Here is a 17972-nt window from a genome sequence, read left to right as displayed (position 1 = left end):
GGAAATACCTCGGGGGACGCGCCTGAAGGGCGGCGGGGGCAGCGCCCCCTTACCCCTTAACCAGCTGACGCCGACTCTGGCACGGCATCCGCATAGATGATCAAGGGTTGCGAGTCAGAGGTCACGGCTTCTTCGTTTACCACCACTTCGGTCACATTTTTGAGGCCCGGAAGTTCAAACATCGTATCCAGCAGGATATCTTCGAGGATCGAACGCAGCCCCCGAGCGCCGGTTTTTCGCTCGATCGCTTTCTTGGCGATCGATTTCAGCGCCTCATCGGTAAAGGAAAGTTCAGCATCTTCCAGCTCGAACAAACGCTGGTATTGTTTGACCAGAGCATTCTTGGGTTTGGTCAGGATGGTGACCAGAGCGTCCTCGTCCAGATCCTCCAACGTCGCCAGAACCGGCAGACGACCGACGAATTCCGGGATCAACCCGAATTTCAGCAGATCTTCCGGCTCGAGATCCTGGAAGATTTCGCCAACGCCACGCTCGTCATTGTCGCGCACGTCAGCGCCAAAGCCCATTGCCGAACCCTTGCCGCGTTGCGCAATGATCCGATCCAGACCGGCAAAGGCGCCGCCACAGATGAACAGGATATTGGTGGTGTCGACCTGCAGGAACTCCTGCTGCGGATGTTTACGTCCACCCTGAGGTGGAACCGAGGCGACGGTGCCTTCCATCAGTTTCAGCAGCGCCTGCTGCACACCTTCACCCGAGACGTCACGGGTGATCGAGGGGTTTTCGGACTTACGGGTGATCTTGTCGACCTCGTCAATATAGACGATGCCGCGCTGTGCGCGTTCCACATTGTATTCGCTGGCCTGAAGCAGCTTCAGGATGATGTTCTCAACATCCTCACCCACATAGCCAGCTTCGGTCAGCGTCGTCGCGTCGGCCATAGTGAACGGCACATCCAGAATACGTGCCAGCGTCTGGGCTAGCAGCGTCTTGCCGCAACCGGTCGGACCGATCAGCAGGATGTTCGACTTGGCCAGTTCAATATCACTACCCGCTTTCTGGGCGTGGTTCAGACGCTTGTAGTGGTTGTGGACCGCAACCGACAGAACCCGCTTGGCTGTGGCCTGACCGATCACATAGTCGTCCAGAACCTCACAGATATCCTTAGGTGTCGGTACCCCGTCCGAGGATTTCAGACCGCTGGCCTTTGTTTCCTCGCGAATGATGTCCATGCACAGCTCGACGCATTCATCACAGATGAAAACGGTCGGGCCTGCGATCAGCTTGCGCACCTCATGCTGGCTTTTTCCACAAAAGCTGCAGTAGAGCGTGTTTTTGCCGTCACCGCCTGAATTCGTCGCCATGATCTACCTTTCGGGCTTCGTCTCTGCGCCCCTACCTGTGGGGCACGCTTGCGCATGTTCGTGCAGCTTAGGCCAGCGCTCTGGCGGCTACAATCTCAAAATGGCCCTGCGCTTGGCGCGCGGGACGCGTTTCTTAGGCCTCTTCCGTATCCATCTTGGCACGGTTTTCGACGATCTCGTCGATGTGACCCCAATCCTTGGCCTCTTCGGGACTCATGAAATTGTCACGATCCAGAGCCTTTTCAACGGACTTCTTGGTCTGACCGGTGTGACGTACGTAGATGTCATACAAGCGATCTTTCAGCTTCTGTGTTTCAGCGGCATGGATCATGATATCGCTGGCCTGACCCTGATATCCGCCGCTGGGCTGGTGAACCATGATCCGGCTGTTGGGCAGCGAAAAGCGCATGCCCGCCTCGCCGCCAGCCAGCAAAACCGACCCCATCGAGGCCGCCTGACCGATGACCAATGTGGAACATTTCGGCTTGATGTACTGCATTGTGTCGTAAATCGACAAACCGCTGGTCACCACACCGCCGGGCGAGTTGATGTAGATCGAGATTTCCTTGTTCGGGTTTTCCGCCTCAAGGTGCAGCAACTGCGCGACGATCAGATGGCTCATACCGTCGTGAATCGGACCGTTAATGAAGATAATCCGTTCTTTGAGCAGGCGCGAGAAAATGTCATAGGCGCGCTCCCCCCGGCTGGTCTGCTCAACGACCATGGGCACGAGCGTATTCATATAGGTATCTACTGGATCGAACATTCGGAACCTGCCTGCTTTGCTATGGATCGGGACATTATCCCAACAAGAGTTACCCGAGTCTTAGTGTCGCCACTGGGGGGCTGCAAGGGGGGCCAGCAAGAACGACCTTGCAAACTGTTCGCAAGATACGGCGGCCCTTGTCTTCAGGTCCCACCTCACAGGGGCCGAAAACGGCGCTTTTTTGTTCACCGCTTCTTTGATCACAGTATTTTGATGCATGCATATGGGCGTAAAAGTGCAAAATAAGTAAATTGGATGTACTTATCCGGAAAGAAGTATATCTCTGGCTCCACCCACAGCGGGATAGTAAGGAACGAAGTTTAGATGGCACTCCCCCAAGTAACCCAGGACACCCCCTCGGCAGAGCTTGACCACATGGTCGAAAACGCGTCGCGGGCGGCGAATTTTCTGAAGGCGATTAGCCACGAAGGGCGTCTGATGATCCTGTGCCATCTGGCGTCGGGCGAGAAATCTGTCACCGAGCTTGAGACTCTGTTGTCCGCCCGCCAGGCCGCCGTGTCGCAGCAATTGTCGCGCTTGCGGTTGGAAGGGCTGGTGACGCCCCGCCGCGACGGCAAAGCGATCTATTACCGACTGGCCGATGACAAGCCCCGTCGGATGCTGGAAACCGTCTATGAGCTGTTCTGCAGCGAAAACACAGGGCACTAACAGTTTGCCCGGCAGGCCGCAGGCGTAGACGCAGCGCGACCCCCGGTAAACCGCAAAAGTGCTAGCCTCCTCAGTAAGATACTGCTACCGAAGGCCTGATCGAGCATGAAGGAGAAAAACATGATCCGCGCAATTCTGATTGGCCTGAGCCTATTTGCATTGACCGCCTGCGAAACCGCCAAAGGCGCGGGCAAAGACATCGAAAAAGCGGGCGATGCGATCCAAAACGCAGCCTCGGACGTGCAGGAAAACCTCTGATTTACGCCTTCATCTTGCGGATCGCAGGATGACGCACGCAATATGTTGTTGATGCGGTAGGCTGAACTGGCTATTATGCAAGGACAGGTGCATAGACGCGGCATTGCATCATCTGACGTTAACACGGGGCTCTTTTGCACATGCGAAAGAGCCCCGTTCCCATTCTGACGAGGGGTGGGTGGTAGCCTGCATGAAGCCAGCAAGGGAAAAGGCGTCAGGTGCGCAGACGCGGTCTTTGCATGCGCCCTTGCGGGCAACCCCTGACGCCTTACCCGGACGAAGTTTGTCCTAAGACCACTTCGATCCAGTTGCCCCGGCCCCCGAGGGAACCGCAGCCGCCGCCACAAACTCGAAAGTCGCCGCGACGCACAAAGCCCATTTGAGAAGATGATCCGTCGACCCAAGACACGAAGCCCCAACTCGATGCACCACCCACCGGTAAGCCCTTGCAAAAAAACGTCAATCCTAAGATCAACTTTCCCTGCGCAGACCCCCTTGGCCTTTGCATCCCGCCTTCTGATCCGAGGAACTCCAGCGGTGAAACCAATCTTGCATTGCACCCGTAATCGGGCAAGAAAATAGCACTGCAGCATGGAAATCAGACGGGGATAAGTTGTTGATATCTGCCGGGAGGGTACTGTGGATAACTCCGGATTTCTCGACAACCACGTAGGGTTAGAATTGCAAAACTCTTTTCGCAAAACTCTGACCGGAATATTGCGATTTGCTGCAGGTGCAAACGGCAACAGACGATAAACTGATCGCAAATTGCAGGAACTGACAACGCCGCACCGTCCGCCGAACCGAATCGTTCGGACCGAAACAGGGCTAAGTTCCCTATTACACACCTGCGCTGTCGAGCATATGCAAAAGACGGCATTTAGAGTGAGGCTTGCGCCCGGTATTGGTTCTTAACCGACGCTTAAAAAACGCCTGCCGTACTGAAGTCGGTCGCGGAGGCAAAACAGATATGTTCGCAAAAGATCGACTGGACAAATCCTCCCAACAGAACCTGCGGCATACTGCGGATAGGATGCCATTCTGTAATGGAGCTTGGACCGGACGGCGAATTTTTCACCGTGCGTGACTCCGCGCTGAAGGTTCGCGAGATCCGAGTAACCCGGGCCGAGGAACGCCGCGTGTAAACCCGGCATATCATGGATCATGTCGCGAGCGGCGAAATTACCGTCCGGTCCGCCTCCTCCCTATGGAGACGAGTTTTCCGATATTGAGAAGCGTTCCGACCCGGACGGTTTACCTACTATTCTGTCGCAGTCAAAATCAGGCGACAGTCCGTACCCCCTACAGTCCGGCCGGGCCGAAAACGCTTCAGTTCACCTGACGTTCCAGAACGGTGCTGTAGGTAGTTCCATTCCGCAGGCTACGGAAATCCGCGTAAATTCGCCCATCCTCGTAGCGCGCGTCAATCAAAGCGTTTACGCCAATCGCCGGCTCGGCCGAGCTTTCGACGATCCCGATCTTTCCAGAGCCATCCTGGCTGATGGAACCGGTGGCCTCGTACATCGTCCAGTCATCCATGGCATTGCGACGCCACATACTCGGCCCCCAGAAGACATTGTCGTTCTGAGCCTGAATTTCGAGCACCCATTCCGACTGGTTAAATCGTGGAGCATCGCCGGTAGCCGAATTCGACGGCGAAACTGTAGTCTGGCTGGCCGTCCAAATACCGCGCAGATCAGGCGTGGTTTCGGCACCAGCGGCAGTACCAAGGGCTAGGCTCGTGGCCAGAGCGGCTGCTCCGGCAGTCATAAATCTGGTCATGGTCTCTTTCTCCCTGAAATCGGTGCCATCTCTGGCTGTGTTCAACAGATTGGGAAGAGTGCGACGGATTACAACTTTCCTGAAGGAACCTTCATCAAGCGTTTATGCTCTGTTTGATCGCACAGGTCGCTTTCCACACTATACATCCGGCGCCTCACTCGGTAAGGAGTGCCCTTCGACGATCATCCGCGTAATAGACGCTCTGAGGGTGACCGCAGCATCCCAAAGAGCCGAGCCATGAATCAGACACTTCAAGACGCCCTTGATCGCAAAGGGTATGACACGCTGACCCCTGTCCAAACCGCCGTATCCGCGCCCGACTTAGAAGGTCGCGACATGTTGGTTTCGGCACAGACCGGATCGGGGAAAACCATTGGCTTCGGCCTTGCCATCGCCCCGACCATACTGGGCGACGTGGATGTATTCGATGGGGCTGGCGCGCCTTTGGCGCTGGTCATCGCGCCGACGCGTGAATTGGCGATGCAGGTCAAACGCGAATTGGCATGGCTTTATGCGGATGCAGGCGCGTTCATCGCGTCCTGTGTCGGCGGCATGGATATGCGAGACGAGCGGCGGGCGCTGGCCCGTGGCGCGCATATCGTGGTCGCAACGCCGGGCCGCCTGCGCGACCATATCATGCGCGAGTCGATTGACCTGACTGCTGTGCGCGCCGTGGTTCTGGATGAAGCCGATGAAATGCTCGACCTGGGCTTCCGCGAAGATCTTGAGTTCATTCTGGAACAGACACCGTCCGAGCGTCAGACACTGCTGTTTTCCGCGACGGTTCCCCGCGCCATCGCCTCCCTCGCCGCGCGGTATCAGCACGATGCCGAGCGGGTCAGCACCGTCAGCGAGCGCACACAACATGCCGATATCGAATACCGCGCGATGAACGTGGCCCCGCGCGATGGTGAGAATGCAATCATCAACGTGTTGCGGTTCTACGAGGCCCCCAACGCCATCATCTTCTGCAACACCCGCGCCATGGTCAGCCGCCTGACGGCGCGGTTGTCGAATCGTGGATTCTCGGTCGTGGCCCTGTCCGGCGAGCTGACGCAAAGCGAACGTTCGAACGCGCTACAAGCCATGCGCGACGGACGCGCCCGCGTCTGTGTGGCGACCGATGTGGCCGCGCGCGGCATCGACCTGCCGAACCTTGATCTGGTGATCCATGCGGAACTGCCGAACAGCCATGAAACGCTGCTGCACCGCTCGGGGCGAACCGGACGCGCCGGGCGGAAAGGCGTCAGCGCGCTGATCGTACCGCCTGCATCGTTCAAAAAGGCGCAACGCCTGCTGAAATTCGCTAAGCTGACCGCCGAGTGGGGGTCTGCGCCCTCGGCCGACGAGGTTCAGGCGCAGGATATGCAGCGGATTTTCAGCTCGGATGATTGGACCGTGGATGTGACCGAGGGGGAAAGTGCTCTGGTCGACGATCTGGTCTCGCGCTTTTCGCCGCAACAGCTGGCGGCGGCCTATCTGCGTCAATACGGGCGCAAGCACTCCGCCCCCGAAGAGCTGAGCGACACGCCGGATGCAGCGGCAAAACCGAACGTGCCCTTTGGCCCAAGCGTGTGGTTTTCGCTGTCGGAGGGACACAACGAAAACGCCTCGCCTCGCTATTTGCTGCCCATGTTGTGTAAGGCGGGCAAGATCACCAAAGACGATATCGGCGCGATCCGCATTGCTGACACAGAAAGCTATATCGAGATTCGCGAAAGCAGTGTCGAAGGTTTCCTGAAGGCCATCGGCCCCAAAATGACGGTCGAAGGCACCAAGACCATCGTGCAACTGGACGCGCCGCCCGCCCTTTCCGGTGGTGGCCGCAAAGGCCCCAAGCGCGACTTCAAAGGCAAGAAGCGCCCCGAACGTGCTGAACGCCAGGCCCGCGCGGCTGAGCCTCAACCCGCAAAACCACACCGGAAACCGGCCGAGAAACCCAAGCCCGAAACGCGCCCCAAACGGGAAGAGGTGCCCTCGGGCGATCAGCATAAGAAACCCGCGCGCCGTCCGAAAGGCCCGCCTCCGCCCAAAGGCAAGCCAAGCAGCAAGAAAAACCGCGCGCGGGCGGCTGCGATGAAGGGTGGCAACGCGATGCCCAAGCGGAAAAGGTAGACCGCCTTAGCGCACGTGGCTGGTTGTGCAAGCGAAGAAATTTATTTTCTTCGCCACACCATATATTGACAACATGCCACCACCAACCCCAATATGGTGTTGCTTCGGTTCTTTCGATTCCTGTTGAAAGCTAAGAGGGAAACCGGTGAAAAACCGGCGCTGCCCCCGCAACTGTAAGCGGAGAGTTCGACTGAATACGCCACTGAAAGCGTGCTTTTGGGAAGGCCAGTTCGAACGTCAATCCGCGAGCCAGGAGACCTGCCGTAAGCAAAGAAAGAGAACCGCGAACGGAGGGTTCGGGGGCGTGTTCAGGGGTCATTTTGCCCGCAGCGTCCTCGGCATTCATTAAAAGGACAGAGGACGACATGAGCATTACCGTATATTCCAAACCCGCATGCGTACAATGCACCGCCACCACCCGCGCGCTGGATGCAAAAGGCATCGCCTATGACGTCATCGACCTGACCCAGGACGACAGCGCAATGACCCATGTGACCGAGTTGGGCTATCGTCAGGCCCCTGTCGTTGTTGCGGGCAGTGATCACTGGTCGGGTTTCCGCCCGGACATGATCGCCCAACTGGCCTGATCCATGACCGCGCCGATCCCGGCGCTGGTCTATTTCTCATCGAAATCCGGAAACACCCACCGCTTCGTCTCGCGGCTGGGCCTGACCTCTTTCCGCATTCCGAATGGAATGGACCCGCTGCCTGACCCCGGACACTCCTACGTGCTGATCAGCCCCACCTATGCCGATGGCGAAGGGCGCGGGGCGGTTCCGAAACAGGTGATCCGGTTCCTGAACAACCCGGACAGACGTGCCGGGATCGTTGGGGTGATCGGCACAGGCAACCGCAATTTCGGTGCGACCTACGCTTTGGCCGGTCGCATCATCGCCCAGAAATGCAACGTACCGCTGCTCGACACATTCGAGCTGGCCGGAACAGAGACCGACATCGCCCGCGTCCGCGCCGGGCTGAAAAAACTAGGGAGACACCTATGCTCGACAGCAGCGTAAACGAGCAGGATTATCACGCGCTGAACGCGATGCTGAACCTCTATGATGGTGAGGGGAAGATTCGGTTCGATGCCGACCGTATGGCCGCGCGGCAGTATTTCCTGCAGCACGTGAACCAGAACACCGTGTTCTTCCACTCGCTGGACGAAAAGCTCGGGTATCTGGTTTCCGAGGGCTATTATGAAGAGGCCATTCTGGACCAGTATTCCAAAAACTTCATGCGGAAGATCTGGGATGCGGCCTATGCCAAGAAGTTCCGGTTCCCGACCTTTCTGGGCGCGTTCAAATATTACACCTCATATACGCTGAAAACCCGTGACGGGCAGCGGTTCCTGGAACGTTATGAGGACCGCGTCGTCATGACCGCGCTGGCGCTGGCGCGCGGGGATGAGGCGCTGGCCCTGTCCTTCATGGAGGAAATCCTCGACGGTCGCTTCCAGCCCGCCACGCCCACCTTCCTGAACGCGGGCAAATCCTCACGCGGGGAGTTGATCTCGTGCTTCCTGCTGCGGCTTGAGGACAACATGGAGAGCATCGGTCGCGGCATCAACTCGGCCCTGCAACTGTCCAAACGCGGCGGAGGTGTGGCGCTGCTGCTGACCAACATCCGCGAGCACGGCGCGCCGATCAAAGGCATTGAGAACCAATCGTCAGGCGTGATCCCGGTGATGAAACTGCTGGAGGACAGTTTCTCCTACGCCAATCAGCTTGGCGCGCGGCAAGGTGCGGGTGCGGTGTATCTGAACGCGCACCACCCGGACATCATGCGCTTCCTCGACACCAAGCGCGAAAACGCGGATGAGAAAATCCGTATCAAAACGCTGAGCCTTGGCGTGGTGATCCCTGACATCACTTTCGAGCTGGCGAAGAAAAACGCTGATATGTACCTGTTCTCGCCCCATGACGTGGAAAAGGTCTACGGCGTGCCGTTCTCGGAAATCTCGGTGACCGAGAAATATCACGAGATGGTCGATGACAAGCGCATCCGTAAATCCAAGGTCAACGCGCGCGAATTCTTCCAGACCATCGCCGAGATTCAGTTCGAATCCGGTTACCCCTACGTGATGTTCGAAGACACGGTGAACCGGATGAACCCCATTGCGGGCCGGATCAACATGTCGAACCTGTGCTCCGAGATTTTGCAGGTCAATGAAGCGTCCGAGTTCAACGATGACCTCAGCTATTCCCATCTGGGCACGGATATCTCCTGCAACCTCGGCTCGCTGAACATTGCCAAGACGATGGATGGCGGCGATCTGGGTCGTACTGTCGGCGCTGCGATCCGCGCGCTGACGGCGGTGTCTGAGATGTCGGCAATCGACTCGGTCCCATCGGTGCGTCGGGGCAATGATGAGAGCCACGCAATTGGTCTGGGGCAAATGAACCTGCACGGGTTCCTTGCCCGCGAACATATCCACTATGGCTCGCCCGAGGGGGTCGAGTTCACGTCCGTCTACTTCGCGGCCATAGCCTATCACGCGATCCGCACCTCCTGCGATCTGGCACAGGAGCGTAAGGCGTCGTTCAAGGGGTTCGAGGCCTCCGACTATGCCTCAGGCACCTTTTTCGACAAATACACCACCCGTGACTGGCTGCCCGAAAGCGAGCGGGTTAACGCTCTTTTCGATGGCATGACCCTGGCCACCCGCGACGACTGGGCGGCGCTGAAGGCCGATGTGATGAAACACGGCCTCTATAATCGCAACCTTCAGGCTGTCCCGCCAACAGGGTCGATCAGCTATATCAACAACTCGACCTCTTCGATCCACCCCATCGTCTCGAAGATCGAAATCCGTAAAGAGGGCAAGATCGGCCGCGTCTACTATCCGGCGGCCTTCATGAACAACGACAACCTCGAATACTACCGCGATGCCTATGAGATCGGCCCCGAGGCGCTGATCGACACCTATGCCGCGGCCACCGAGCATGTGGATCAGGGCCTGTCGCTGACCCTGTTCTTCCCGGCCGAGGCCACGACCCGCGACATCAACCGCGCGCAAATCTACGCGTGGAAGAAGGGCATCAAAACCATCTATTACATTCGTCTGCGCCAGGAGGCCCTTGAAGGGACCGAGGTGCAGGGCTGCGTATCTTGCTCGCTGTAAGGGGCCACTGACATGAAAGATATGATCCAAACCAAGATCCCCCGCGCCATCAACTGGAACCGGCTGGAGGATGACAAGGACCTTGAGGTCTGGAACCGACTGACGGTCAATTTCTGGCTACCAGAGAAGGTGCCGCTGTCCAACGACATCCAAAGCTGGGCGACGCTGACGGACCATGAAAAGCAGCTGACCATCCGCGTCTTTACCGGCCTGACCCTGCTGGACACGATCCAGAACACGGTCGGCGCCCCTGCCCTGATGCCAGATGCTGTGACTCCGCATGAAGAGGCCGTTCTAACCAACATCGCCTTCATGGAGGCGGTTCACGCGCGCAGCTATTCCTCGATCTTCTCGACACTTTGTTCGACCAAGGAGATCGATGAGGCGTTCCGCTGGTCCGAAGAGAATCCCCATCTGCAGGCCAAGGCCGAGGCGATTCTGAACACATACGCCCCGGGCAACGATCCGCTGAAACGCAAGATCGCGTCGGTGTTTCTGGAAAGCTTCCTGTTCTATTCAGGCTTCTACCTGCCAATGTACTGGTCCAGTCGCGCCAAGCTAACCAACACCGCCGACCTGATCCGCCTGATCATCCGGGATGAGGCCGTGCATGGCTATTACATCGGCTACAAGTTCCAGCGCGGCTACGAGAAGCTCTCTGAGGCGGAACAGCAGGAGTTGAAGGACTATGCCTTTGGCTTGATGTTCGAGCTTTACGGGATCGAGAACCAATACACCGAGGAACTCTATGACGAACTCAGCCTGACCGAGGATGTGAAGGTCTTCCTCCACTACAACGCCAACAAAGCGTTGCAGAACCTCGGGTTCGAGGCCCTGTTCCCACCAGAAGTGTCCGAAGTGAATCCGGCGATTCTGGCCGCCCTCAGCCCGGATAGCGAGAACCACGACTTCTTCTCGGGCTCCGGATCCTCCTACGTCATCGGCAAGGCGGTTGCGACCGAGGACGAAGACTGGGATTTCTGATGGCAAAGGACACTCTGACCATCGTTCGGGACTGGCACGAAGCCTTCGACGTGCCGGTCGTGGAGACGCCCGCAATCCCCGAGACGCGCGCGCAGATGCGGTTGGCGATCCTCGAAGAGGAAGTCGCGGAGCTACGCGCAGCCGTCGAGGAAGGCAATCTGGTCGAGGTGCTGGATGCCCTGTGTGACATCCAATACGTGCTGGACGGCACCTTTCTGGAATTCGGCCTCCATAGCCTCAAACAGGCGGCGATGGAGGAAGTCCACGCCTCGAACATGTCCAAGCTGGGCGCCGATGGGAAACCGGTTCTGCGCGAAGATGGCAAGGTGCTGAAAGGTCCGGCTTTCCGCCGGCCCGACCTCGCCCGCATCCTTGAGGATGGCTAACACCGCCTTGATTGGGACGAATAGCTATCGGTGCAAATGAACAGGGCGGGTAAATCCCCGCCCTTTTTCACGTCAACTGATCTTTGACCGGATCAGCTGCAGTTCAGCGGAACCGCAAAGCCCGAGCTGCGATCGGATGAGCCCTTGCTGTAGACATCTCCTGCAGGCAGGCAACCGGTAAAGCGTTCGGTCTCTCTACCAAACGCCGCCCCCACAGAGTTATCGACCCGAGTGCTGTTTGAGCGAGTCCGAACGACTCCGAACAGGGTACCGTTCACATTCACCGTGCTCAGATACAGGTTCTGACTGCTTCCTGATAGTTCCACTGCGTTTGCAGGCGACTGACCGCCATTGTCGATCGCCACACCGGCAATCCTATCGATCCCGACCTTGTCGGACAGGACCGAGACGGTGGGCAATTCCGCAAGCTCGGCCGGGACATTGGTCGCTGGCGGTAAGAAGGCAACGGCTCCCGGAACATCGGACACCGTGCGCGGTTCACCATCAATCCCGGTGAACCCGACACCTTGGCGATTGAAGGGGTCTTCACAAGCCGTGAGAGTCAAAACAGCGATTGTCGGTAGCAAGATTTTTTTCATGACGGTCAACATTTTGTGGCGATTTGCTAAACCGTAGCGGTAGCGAGATGTAAAAAGCAAGCCGCGGCAGGTGCGAAGGGGCCTGGCGCTGATGCGTCCCTGCAACGGACCTGTTCCCTTCGCATGGCCGCACCAGCGTACGCGTCCAAAAGAAAAAGGGCTCTGACAACTCAGAGCCCTTTTCAAAATGTCCAATTGGAACGGCAGATTACTTAATCTTGCCTTCCTTGTACTCGACATGTTTCCGAACGACCGGGTCGTATTTACGAATGGTCATTTTCTCGGTCATCGTACGCGCGTTTTTCTTGGTCACGTAGAAGTGGCCCGTGCCCGCGGTCGAGTTCAGGCGGATCTTGATTGTCGTCGGCTTCGCCATGGTTATCTCCTGCGTCCGAAAAGGCAGGGCCTTCCGGTTGAATTCCTATGAGCGTGCGCTTTTACCCCGTCGCGCGCCCGAGTCAACCGGATTCCGCAAGTGAGGCGCACAAAAGCTGAGTTGCACGCTCGCACCGGATTTGGTGCAATCACGCTTTCGTGATATGGTCGCGCAATTCGAACGACCCAGAAGCCGGCGCCAAGCCCGGCCTTCGAGGCATACATATCAGGCTCGACCCTAATACGGCAGATTACGTTTAAGCGTGTTTGGGGGTTAAACATGACAGAATGGAAACTGCAGGCCGAAGAGCTGGCCAATTGTAACTGCAACTTCGGCTGCCCTTGCCAGTTCAGTGTTCTACCCACCCATGGCAATTGCGAAGCTGTCGTGGTCTTCGATATTGAATCCGGCCACTACGGCGACACAGACCTTGCCGGTGTGCGGGCAGCAGGGGTGTATCACTGGCCCGGCCCGATACATGAAGGCAATGGTCAGATGCAGTTGATCATCGACGAAAGCGCATCTGCCGATCAGCGCGCCGCGTTGCAGGCCATCATGACTGGCGAAGACACCGATGAAATGGCGACTATGTGGTACGTCTTCAGCGCAATGGCGCCCAAGAAACACGAAACTCTGTACGTTCCGATCGAACTGGACTGGAGCCGCGAAGACCGGACCGGCTATGCGAAAGTGACCGGTGTGTTCGATGTGAAAGTCAGACCGATCCCCAATATCGTAACAGGCGATCCGCATCGTGCGGCGTTCCATCTGCCCAACGGGTTCGAATATCGCACCGCCGAGGCGGCCTCGGGCTCGGCCCAGACCACGGGCGCGGCGATCAGCCTGGCCTTTGATGCAACGCACGCGCATCTGGCGCATCTCAACATCTCAGGACACGGGGTTCTGGGCGCTTAGGCAGGATGTCCAATGACTGAATCCCCACCACCGAGCCATTTGGTCGATCGGGTGCTTCGGCATGACCGTGGCGTTGTTCTGGTCTGTGTCGCGCTGATCATTTTGGCGGCATCGTGGTACACGATTGCCGGGGTTGGCATGAACATGACCGCTGTAGACATGACGCGGATGGCCCGCCCAATTGGCAACCCAATGCAGATGGCGACCGATGTGCATTGGACGGCGGCTTATGCCGTGCTGATCTTCCTAATGTGGTGGGTGATGATGATCGCGATGATGACACCCAGCGCCGCCCCTACTGTTCTGCTGTTCATGGCGTTGAAACGGGTAGGGCCGGATAAGGCCAATACGGCGCGGCTAAGCCTGTTTTTTCTGGCCGGTTATCTGGTGGCCTGGGCCTTGTTCAGCGTGCTGGCAACCGGCGCACAACGGCTGTTGGAAGTTGTTGGACTGTCCGATGGCCCGATGATGACCATCCGCTCCCGGACGGCGGCCGGGTGCGTTATGATCGCAGCGGGGCTGTACCAACTGTCTAGCCTCAAAACCGCCTGTCTACGCCATTGCCGCAGCCCGGCGCGTTTTCTGGCCGACCATAACAGACCCTACGCCTATGGCGCATTCCGCACCGGCGCGCTGCACGGAGCCTATTGTCTGGGCTGCTGCTGGGCCCTGATGCTGCTGCTGTTCGTGGGCGGAGTGATGAACCTCTATTGGATCGTCGGCGTCGCCATTTACGTCGCGTTGGAGAAACTGATGCCGCGCGCCATGTGGCTGGTGCCTGCAACCGGTGCGGCGCTGATCATTCTTGGCGTCTGGCTGGTGGCCGTGCCTTAGCGCACGCCTCGGATCGGATTTCAGGCCAAAGGACCGGCCCAATCAAAGGTCCCTCAACTTCAGTCAGGAGGAATCCATGCCTATTTTTATCACCTATGCATCCTATTCCCAAAAAGGCGCTAAGGGGATGGTCGGCAAACCATCCGATCGGACGGACGCCGTAAAAGCGCTATTGAAGAAGGTCGGTGCCAAGCTTTTGGCCTTCTACATTACGACGGGGGATAACGACGTGGTTGTCATCAGCGAAGCACCAGACGAGACGGACGCAGTTGCGGTGGGCATGGCGGTCGCCGCCTCGGGCGCTGTATCCAATATAGAAACCGTAAGGGCTTGGAAAGCCAAAGACTTCGTGGCGGTTCAGAAAAAGGCTGCGAAACTGGTCGGAGCCTATACGCCACCCGGAAACTGACAATAGGATACGCGCGGAGGGCCTGTAAGCCGGATCTTGTTCCGGGGTTGCCCCCTTCGATGACCATTCCTCTAGGCCGCGCATTGCTGCGCGGCTCAAGCTGCCAACCCGGTCCCTCTCGGCCAAGACGCGCTTAGCGGTGGTATCGGCAGACGCCGACCATCCCGCGCGGGGACCCTATTTGGCATTGCTCCCGGTGGGGCTTGCCGTGCCGCCGCTGTTGCCAGCGGCGCGGTGGGCTCTTACCCCACCGTTTCACCCTTACCTCTGACCGAAGTCGCAGGCGGTCTGATTTCTGTGGCGCTTTCCGTCGGGTTACCCCGCCCGGGCGTTACCCGGCACCGTTGTCTTGTGGAGTCCGGACTTTCCTCTCGGGTCTTGCGACCCCAGCGGCCATCCGGCCCTCCGCGCAGAGGGGTGGGTATGCTGTGTTCCCGGTCGCGTCAAGGGTGGATGGGACGGAGGGAGGGGCCAGTCCCTTCTTGGCCTTTGGCTAATTCATCTCAGGGATATTTTTGGCCAGATGAAGAGCGGATCAGGTCGCGCTTGGGGCCAAGCTGAGCGCCTTGATATCGGCTAGGGAGAGCGGACCGGTGCCCCAAGGGCGGTATCGCAAACGTATAGCAGCCAGAAGCGTCTCGTTCGGGACATCGGCGGTGAAACCTGCGGCGCGAGCCAGTTCGCGAAAGTTGTCGCACGAGATGCCTGCCGGGGTAGTTTGGGTTGCACCTGCGGCGGCCAGCCCTTGTCGTTCGAGTCGCTGCCAGTCGAACTTTGCTCCGGGATCGCTTTTTCGGCCAGGGGCCATGTCAGAATGGCCGATCACGCCATTGGGCGGAATCGCCCAGCGCGACATGATCTGAGGCAGGAGGGTTTCCAGTGTTGCCAATTGCAAATTCGAGAAAGGGTGTGCTCCGGTGTTATCCAGTTCGATCCCGATGGAGCGCGAGTTGATGTCGGTCTGACCGTGCCACTCGCCCGCACCGGCGTGCCATGCACGGTCCTCTTCGCGCACCATCTGCCAGAGCATACCGTCAGAACCAATCAGGTAATGCGCCGATACCTCGGCTTGTGGGTCACAGAGGCGCTCCAGCGCAGCCTGCGCGCTATCCATCGCGGTGTAGTGCAGGACAATCAGCGCCGGTGTCAGGCCGTCGCGGCGGGGGCCGAAATTCGGCGAAGGGTGCCAGATCGGCGCAGGCTTAGTTGTTGATGGCACTGCGGAACGGGCTCGGATCCCAGCTGCAGGCATAGCCGTCGCCATCCGGGTCCAGTCCTTTGCGGTCGCGCTGCGGCCCTCCGTTCGACAGGAAAGCGATCTGGGCCTGATCTGGAGAGGGGAATTGTGCGCAATTACGCTGTGCTTTGGCCTGCAGGTTGAACCCCGCGCGACTGTAAAGCTGGGTGCCCACCGGGTTGGATGTGCTGAGTGCGTATTGCACGATGTTGGGCTGCCCGTCGCTGCCACGTTCAGGCACGGCCGTAGGGGCAACCACTTCGTAGGTCTGGCGGTTCTGTTCAATACGGGCGGCGTCAGATTCGATGCTGCGGCGCTCGGACACGGCTCCGAAATCCTGTTCGTCGGAGATACCGGCATTGTTGGGCACGGGATCGACCGTTGGCTGCGCCGATGTGCTGGCCAAAGCCGCCGCCGTCTGATTGGCAATATCGGCATTGGCACCGGTCGCAACGGCTGCGTTCGACGCCAAACCCGGGGCGCCCAGTGCCTGTTCCGAAACATCCACCGGGGCAAGCAGCGGGTTTACGACACTCCCCTGCCCGGACAGTTGCGCCTCACGCTGGGCCTGATACTCGGGCGTGTTGAAATCGGTTCCGCCAATCGGTGTGACCGTATCACAGGCGGCGATCAGCGAGATCGCCGCAATGAGTGGCAAAGAGCGCATGCTGCGCCTCCGTGTCTGATGTCTTTCAGGCCCGAGGCTTACCACCATTTCGACGGTTTTGCCACAAAACCAGCGGCGTTTTCCAACGCATAGGCGGTATTGAGCAGATCGCCTTCTTCCCAGGGCCGACCGATCAGTTGCAGACCCAGTGGCAGCCCTTGTTTATCGAGACCTGCAGGCACTGAAATCCCCGGCAGACCGGCGAGGTTCACAGTCACGGTGAAGACGTCGTTCAAGTACATTTGAACGGGATCGGCCTCGGTCATCTCGCCCAGACCAAAGGATGCGGACGGGGTGGCCGGGGTCAGAATCGCGTCGACACCGGCAGCGAAGACATCCTCGAAGTCTTTCTTGATGAGGGTGCGAACCTTGCGGGCGCGGTTGTAGTAGGCGTCGTAGAAGCCCGCCGACAGCACGTAGGTGCCGACCATCACACGGCGCTGCACCTCGTGGCCAAAGCCTTCGGCGCGGGTTTTCTCGTACATTTCGGTGATGCCGTCACCCTGTGACAGCTGCGCGCGGCGGCCATAACGTACGCCATCATAGCGGGCGAGGTTCGAGGACGCCTCGGCAGGCGCAATCACATAGTAGGCAGGCAGCGCGTATTTGGTGTGCGGCAGCGAGATATCGACGATCTCGGCGCCAGCGTCTTTCAGCATCGCGGCGCCATCGGACCAGAGCTTTTCGATCTCGGCAGGCATACCGTCCATGCGGTATTCTTTCGGGATACCGATCTTTTTGCCTTTGATGTCGCCGGTCAGCATCGCCTCAAAATTCGGGACGGCCAGTTCGGCGCTGGTGGAATCCTTGGCGTCATGGCCACACATGGTTTCCAGCATGATCGCCGCGTCGCGTACGTTTTTGGTCATCGGACCGGCCTGATCCAGCGAGGAGGCAAACGCGACGATGCCCCAGCGCGAGCAACGGCCATAAGTCGGCTTGATACCGGTGATACCAACAAAAGCTGCAGGCTGACGGATCGAACCGCCGGTATCGGTGCCGGTCGCGGCCAGACACAAGTCAGCGGCCACAGCAGACGCCGAACCACCCGACGAACCGCCCGGTGTCAGCTGCGCGTCGTCATTGCCGCGCCGCCACGGGCTGACCGCATTGCCGTAGACGGAGGTTTCGTTGGACGAGCCCATGGCGAATTCGTCCATGTTCAGCTTGCCCAGCATGACCGCTCCGGCATCGGCCAGTTGCTGAGACACGGTGGATTCGTATTCGGGCTTGAAGCCTTCCAGAATTTTGGATGCCGCCTGCGAGGGCACGCCCTTGGTGCAGAACAGATCCTTGATGCCGATCGGCAGACCACACATCGACGGCGCGTCGCCGCCCTTGATCCGCTCATCCGCAGCCTTGGCGCGCTCCAGCGCGATCTCGGGCGTTTTGTGGACAAAAGCGTTCAGCGCGTCGGCGGCATCAATGGCCTTCAGGCAGGATTCGGTCAGTTCAACCGAGGTCACGTCACCCTTGCGCAGCGCATCGCGGGCCTCGGCCAGGCCCAGTTTGTTCAGATCGCTCATGTC

19 protein-coding genes, 1 other RNA gene and 1 riboswitch are annotated in these 17972 nt (G+C 58.7%); of the genes, 11 read left to right on the top strand and 9 right to left on the bottom strand.

Annotated elements, in window-relative coordinates:
- Nucleotides 1–56: 56 nt before the first annotated feature.
- Nucleotides 57–1325 (bottom strand): ATP-dependent Clp protease ATP-binding subunit ClpX, encoded by a 1269-nt coding sequence (gene clpX, locus ACRZ95_RS09525; protein ID WP_170374874.1) that lies wholly within the window; start codon nucleotides 1323–1325, stop codon nucleotides 57–59.
- Nucleotides 1326–1458: 133 nt separating this feature from the next.
- The gene (locus tag ACRZ95_RS09520; protein WP_170374872.1) at nucleotides 1459–2091 is read right to left on the bottom strand and encodes an ATP-dependent Clp protease proteolytic subunit; all 633 of its coding nucleotides are present in this window, start codon (nucleotides 2089–2091) and stop codon (nucleotides 1459–1461) included.
- Between the two features lie 324 nt (nucleotides 2092–2415).
- Between ACRZ95_RS09520 and ACRZ95_RS09515 the strand changes: the two genes are divergently transcribed.
- Both ACRZ95_RS09515 and ACRZ95_RS09510 read left to right on the top strand, forming a co-directional pair.
- Nucleotides 2416–2760 carry a metalloregulator ArsR/SmtB family transcription factor gene (locus ACRZ95_RS09515; RefSeq protein ID WP_170374870.1) on the top strand — a complete coding sequence of 115 codons (345 nt, stop codon included), beginning with the start codon at nucleotides 2416–2418 and terminating at the stop codon, nucleotides 2758–2760.
- Nucleotides 2761–2880: 120 nt separating this feature from the next.
- Nucleotides 2881–3018 (top strand): entericidin A/B family lipoprotein, encoded by a 138-nt coding sequence (locus tag ACRZ95_RS09510; protein ID WP_170374868.1) that lies wholly within the window; start codon nucleotides 2881–2883, stop codon nucleotides 3016–3018.
- A gap of 1329 nt (nucleotides 3019–4347) precedes the next feature.
- On the opposite strand, the gene ACRZ95_RS09505 is transcribed toward ACRZ95_RS09510, so the two are convergent.
- Nucleotides 4348–4800 (bottom strand): hypothetical protein, encoded by a 453-nt coding sequence (locus ACRZ95_RS09505; RefSeq protein WP_170678316.1) that lies wholly within the window; start codon nucleotides 4798–4800, stop codon nucleotides 4348–4350.
- A 237-nt stretch (nucleotides 4801–5037) separates the two neighbouring features.
- Here ACRZ95_RS09505 and ACRZ95_RS09500 point away from each other — a divergent pair, with 237 nt between their 5' ends.
- The 6 genes from ACRZ95_RS09500 (at nucleotide 5038) to ACRZ95_RS09475 (ending at nucleotide 11406) form a co-directional block, all read left to right on the top strand.
- Nucleotides 5038–6915 (top strand): DEAD/DEAH box helicase, encoded by a 1878-nt coding sequence (locus tag ACRZ95_RS09500; protein ID WP_170678314.1) that lies wholly within the window; start codon nucleotides 5038–5040, stop codon nucleotides 6913–6915.
- Between the two features lie 88 nt (nucleotides 6916–7003).
- Nucleotides 7004–7195: riboswitch (cobalamin riboswitch) on the top strand.
- A gap of 85 nt (nucleotides 7196–7280) precedes the next feature.
- On the top strand, nucleotides 7281–7502 hold the full coding sequence (gene nrdH / locus ACRZ95_RS09495; protein ID WP_170678312.1) for a glutaredoxin-like protein NrdH: 222 nt from the start codon (nucleotides 7281–7283) through the stop codon (nucleotides 7500–7502).
- Between the two features lie 15 nt (nucleotides 7503–7517).
- Nucleotides 7518–7931 (top strand): class Ib ribonucleoside-diphosphate reductase assembly flavoprotein NrdI, encoded by a 414-nt coding sequence (nrdI, locus tag ACRZ95_RS09490; protein ID WP_170637689.1) that lies wholly within the window; start codon nucleotides 7518–7520, stop codon nucleotides 7929–7931.
- On the top strand, nucleotides 7913–10036 hold the full coding sequence (gene nrdE / locus ACRZ95_RS09485) for a class 1b ribonucleoside-diphosphate reductase subunit alpha (protein ID WP_170678310.1): 2124 nt from the start codon (nucleotides 7913–7915) through the stop codon (nucleotides 10034–10036). The genes nrdI and nrdE overlap by 19 nt, the downstream gene beginning before the upstream one ends.
- 12 nt (nucleotides 10037–10048) lie before the next feature.
- Complete coding sequence (nrdF, locus tag ACRZ95_RS09480) at nucleotides 10049–11020, top strand: class 1b ribonucleoside-diphosphate reductase subunit beta (RefSeq protein ID WP_170678308.1); 972 nt, start codon at nucleotides 10049–10051, stop codon at nucleotides 11018–11020.
- The gene (locus ACRZ95_RS09475) at nucleotides 11020–11406 is read left to right on the top strand and encodes a nucleoside triphosphate pyrophosphohydrolase family protein (protein WP_170678306.1); all 387 of its coding nucleotides are present in this window, start codon (nucleotides 11020–11022) and stop codon (nucleotides 11404–11406) included. The genes nrdF and ACRZ95_RS09475 overlap by 1 nt, the downstream gene beginning before the upstream one ends.
- 92 nt (nucleotides 11407–11498) lie before the next feature.
- Here the strand turns inward: ACRZ95_RS09475 and ACRZ95_RS09470 are convergent, their stop codons facing one another.
- Nucleotides 11499–12005, bottom strand: coding sequence for a lipoprotein (locus ACRZ95_RS09470; RefSeq protein WP_170678304.1), 507 nt, complete (start codon nucleotides 12003–12005; stop codon nucleotides 11499–11501).
- 208 nt (nucleotides 12006–12213) lie between these two features.
- Nucleotides 12214–12381: a 50S ribosomal protein L33 gene (rpmG, locus tag ACRZ95_RS09465; protein WP_037309480.1), complete on the bottom strand. Its 168-nt coding sequence runs from the start codon at nucleotides 12379–12381 to the stop codon at nucleotides 12214–12216.
- A 279-nt stretch (nucleotides 12382–12660) separates the two neighbouring features.
- Between rpmG and ACRZ95_RS09460 the strand changes: the two genes are divergently transcribed.
- The 3 genes from ACRZ95_RS09460 (at nucleotide 12661) to ACRZ95_RS09450 (ending at nucleotide 14539) form a co-directional block, all read left to right on the top strand.
- The gene (locus ACRZ95_RS09460) at nucleotides 12661–13296 is read left to right on the top strand and encodes a DUF1326 domain-containing protein (protein ID WP_170678302.1); all 636 of its coding nucleotides are present in this window, start codon (nucleotides 12661–12663) and stop codon (nucleotides 13294–13296) included.
- A 12-nt stretch (nucleotides 13297–13308) separates the two neighbouring features.
- The gene (locus ACRZ95_RS09455; RefSeq protein WP_170678301.1) at nucleotides 13309–14130 is read left to right on the top strand and encodes a DUF2182 domain-containing protein; all 822 of its coding nucleotides are present in this window, start codon (nucleotides 13309–13311) and stop codon (nucleotides 14128–14130) included.
- A gap of 76 nt (nucleotides 14131–14206) precedes the next feature.
- Nucleotides 14207–14539: a GYD domain-containing protein gene (locus ACRZ95_RS09450; protein ID WP_170374847.1), complete on the top strand. Its 333-nt coding sequence runs from the start codon at nucleotides 14207–14209 to the stop codon at nucleotides 14537–14539.
- A gap of 9 nt (nucleotides 14540–14548) precedes the next feature.
- On the opposite strand, the gene rnpB is transcribed toward ACRZ95_RS09450, so the two are convergent.
- The 4 genes from rnpB to gatA form a co-directional block, all read right to left on the bottom strand.
- An RNA gene (gene rnpB, locus ACRZ95_RS09445) (RNase P RNA component class A) lies at nucleotides 14549–14948 on the bottom strand.
- 126 nt (nucleotides 14949–15074) lie between these two features.
- The gene (locus tag ACRZ95_RS09440; RefSeq protein ID WP_170678300.1) at nucleotides 15075–15791 is read right to left on the bottom strand and encodes an N-acetylmuramoyl-L-alanine amidase; all 717 of its coding nucleotides are present in this window, start codon (nucleotides 15789–15791) and stop codon (nucleotides 15075–15077) included.
- Nucleotides 15742–16443 carry a hypothetical protein gene (locus tag ACRZ95_RS09435; RefSeq protein ID WP_480554862.1) on the bottom strand — a complete coding sequence of 234 codons (702 nt, stop codon included), beginning with the start codon at nucleotides 16441–16443 and terminating at the stop codon, nucleotides 15742–15744. The genes ACRZ95_RS09440 and ACRZ95_RS09435 overlap by 50 nt, the downstream gene beginning before the upstream one ends.
- Nucleotides 16444–16481: 38 nt before the next feature.
- A complete protein-coding gene (gene gatA / locus ACRZ95_RS09430) occupies nucleotides 16482–17969 on the bottom strand; it encodes an Asp-tRNA(Asn)/Glu-tRNA(Gln) amidotransferase subunit GatA (RefSeq protein WP_170678299.1) in 1488 nt (495 codons plus the stop codon).
- Nucleotides 17970–17972: the final 3 nt, after the last annotated feature.

The sequence above is a fragment of the Ruegeria sp. AI3 genome (assembly GCF_056541245.1).
This window is presented reverse-complemented; position numbering and strand designations above follow the sequence as displayed.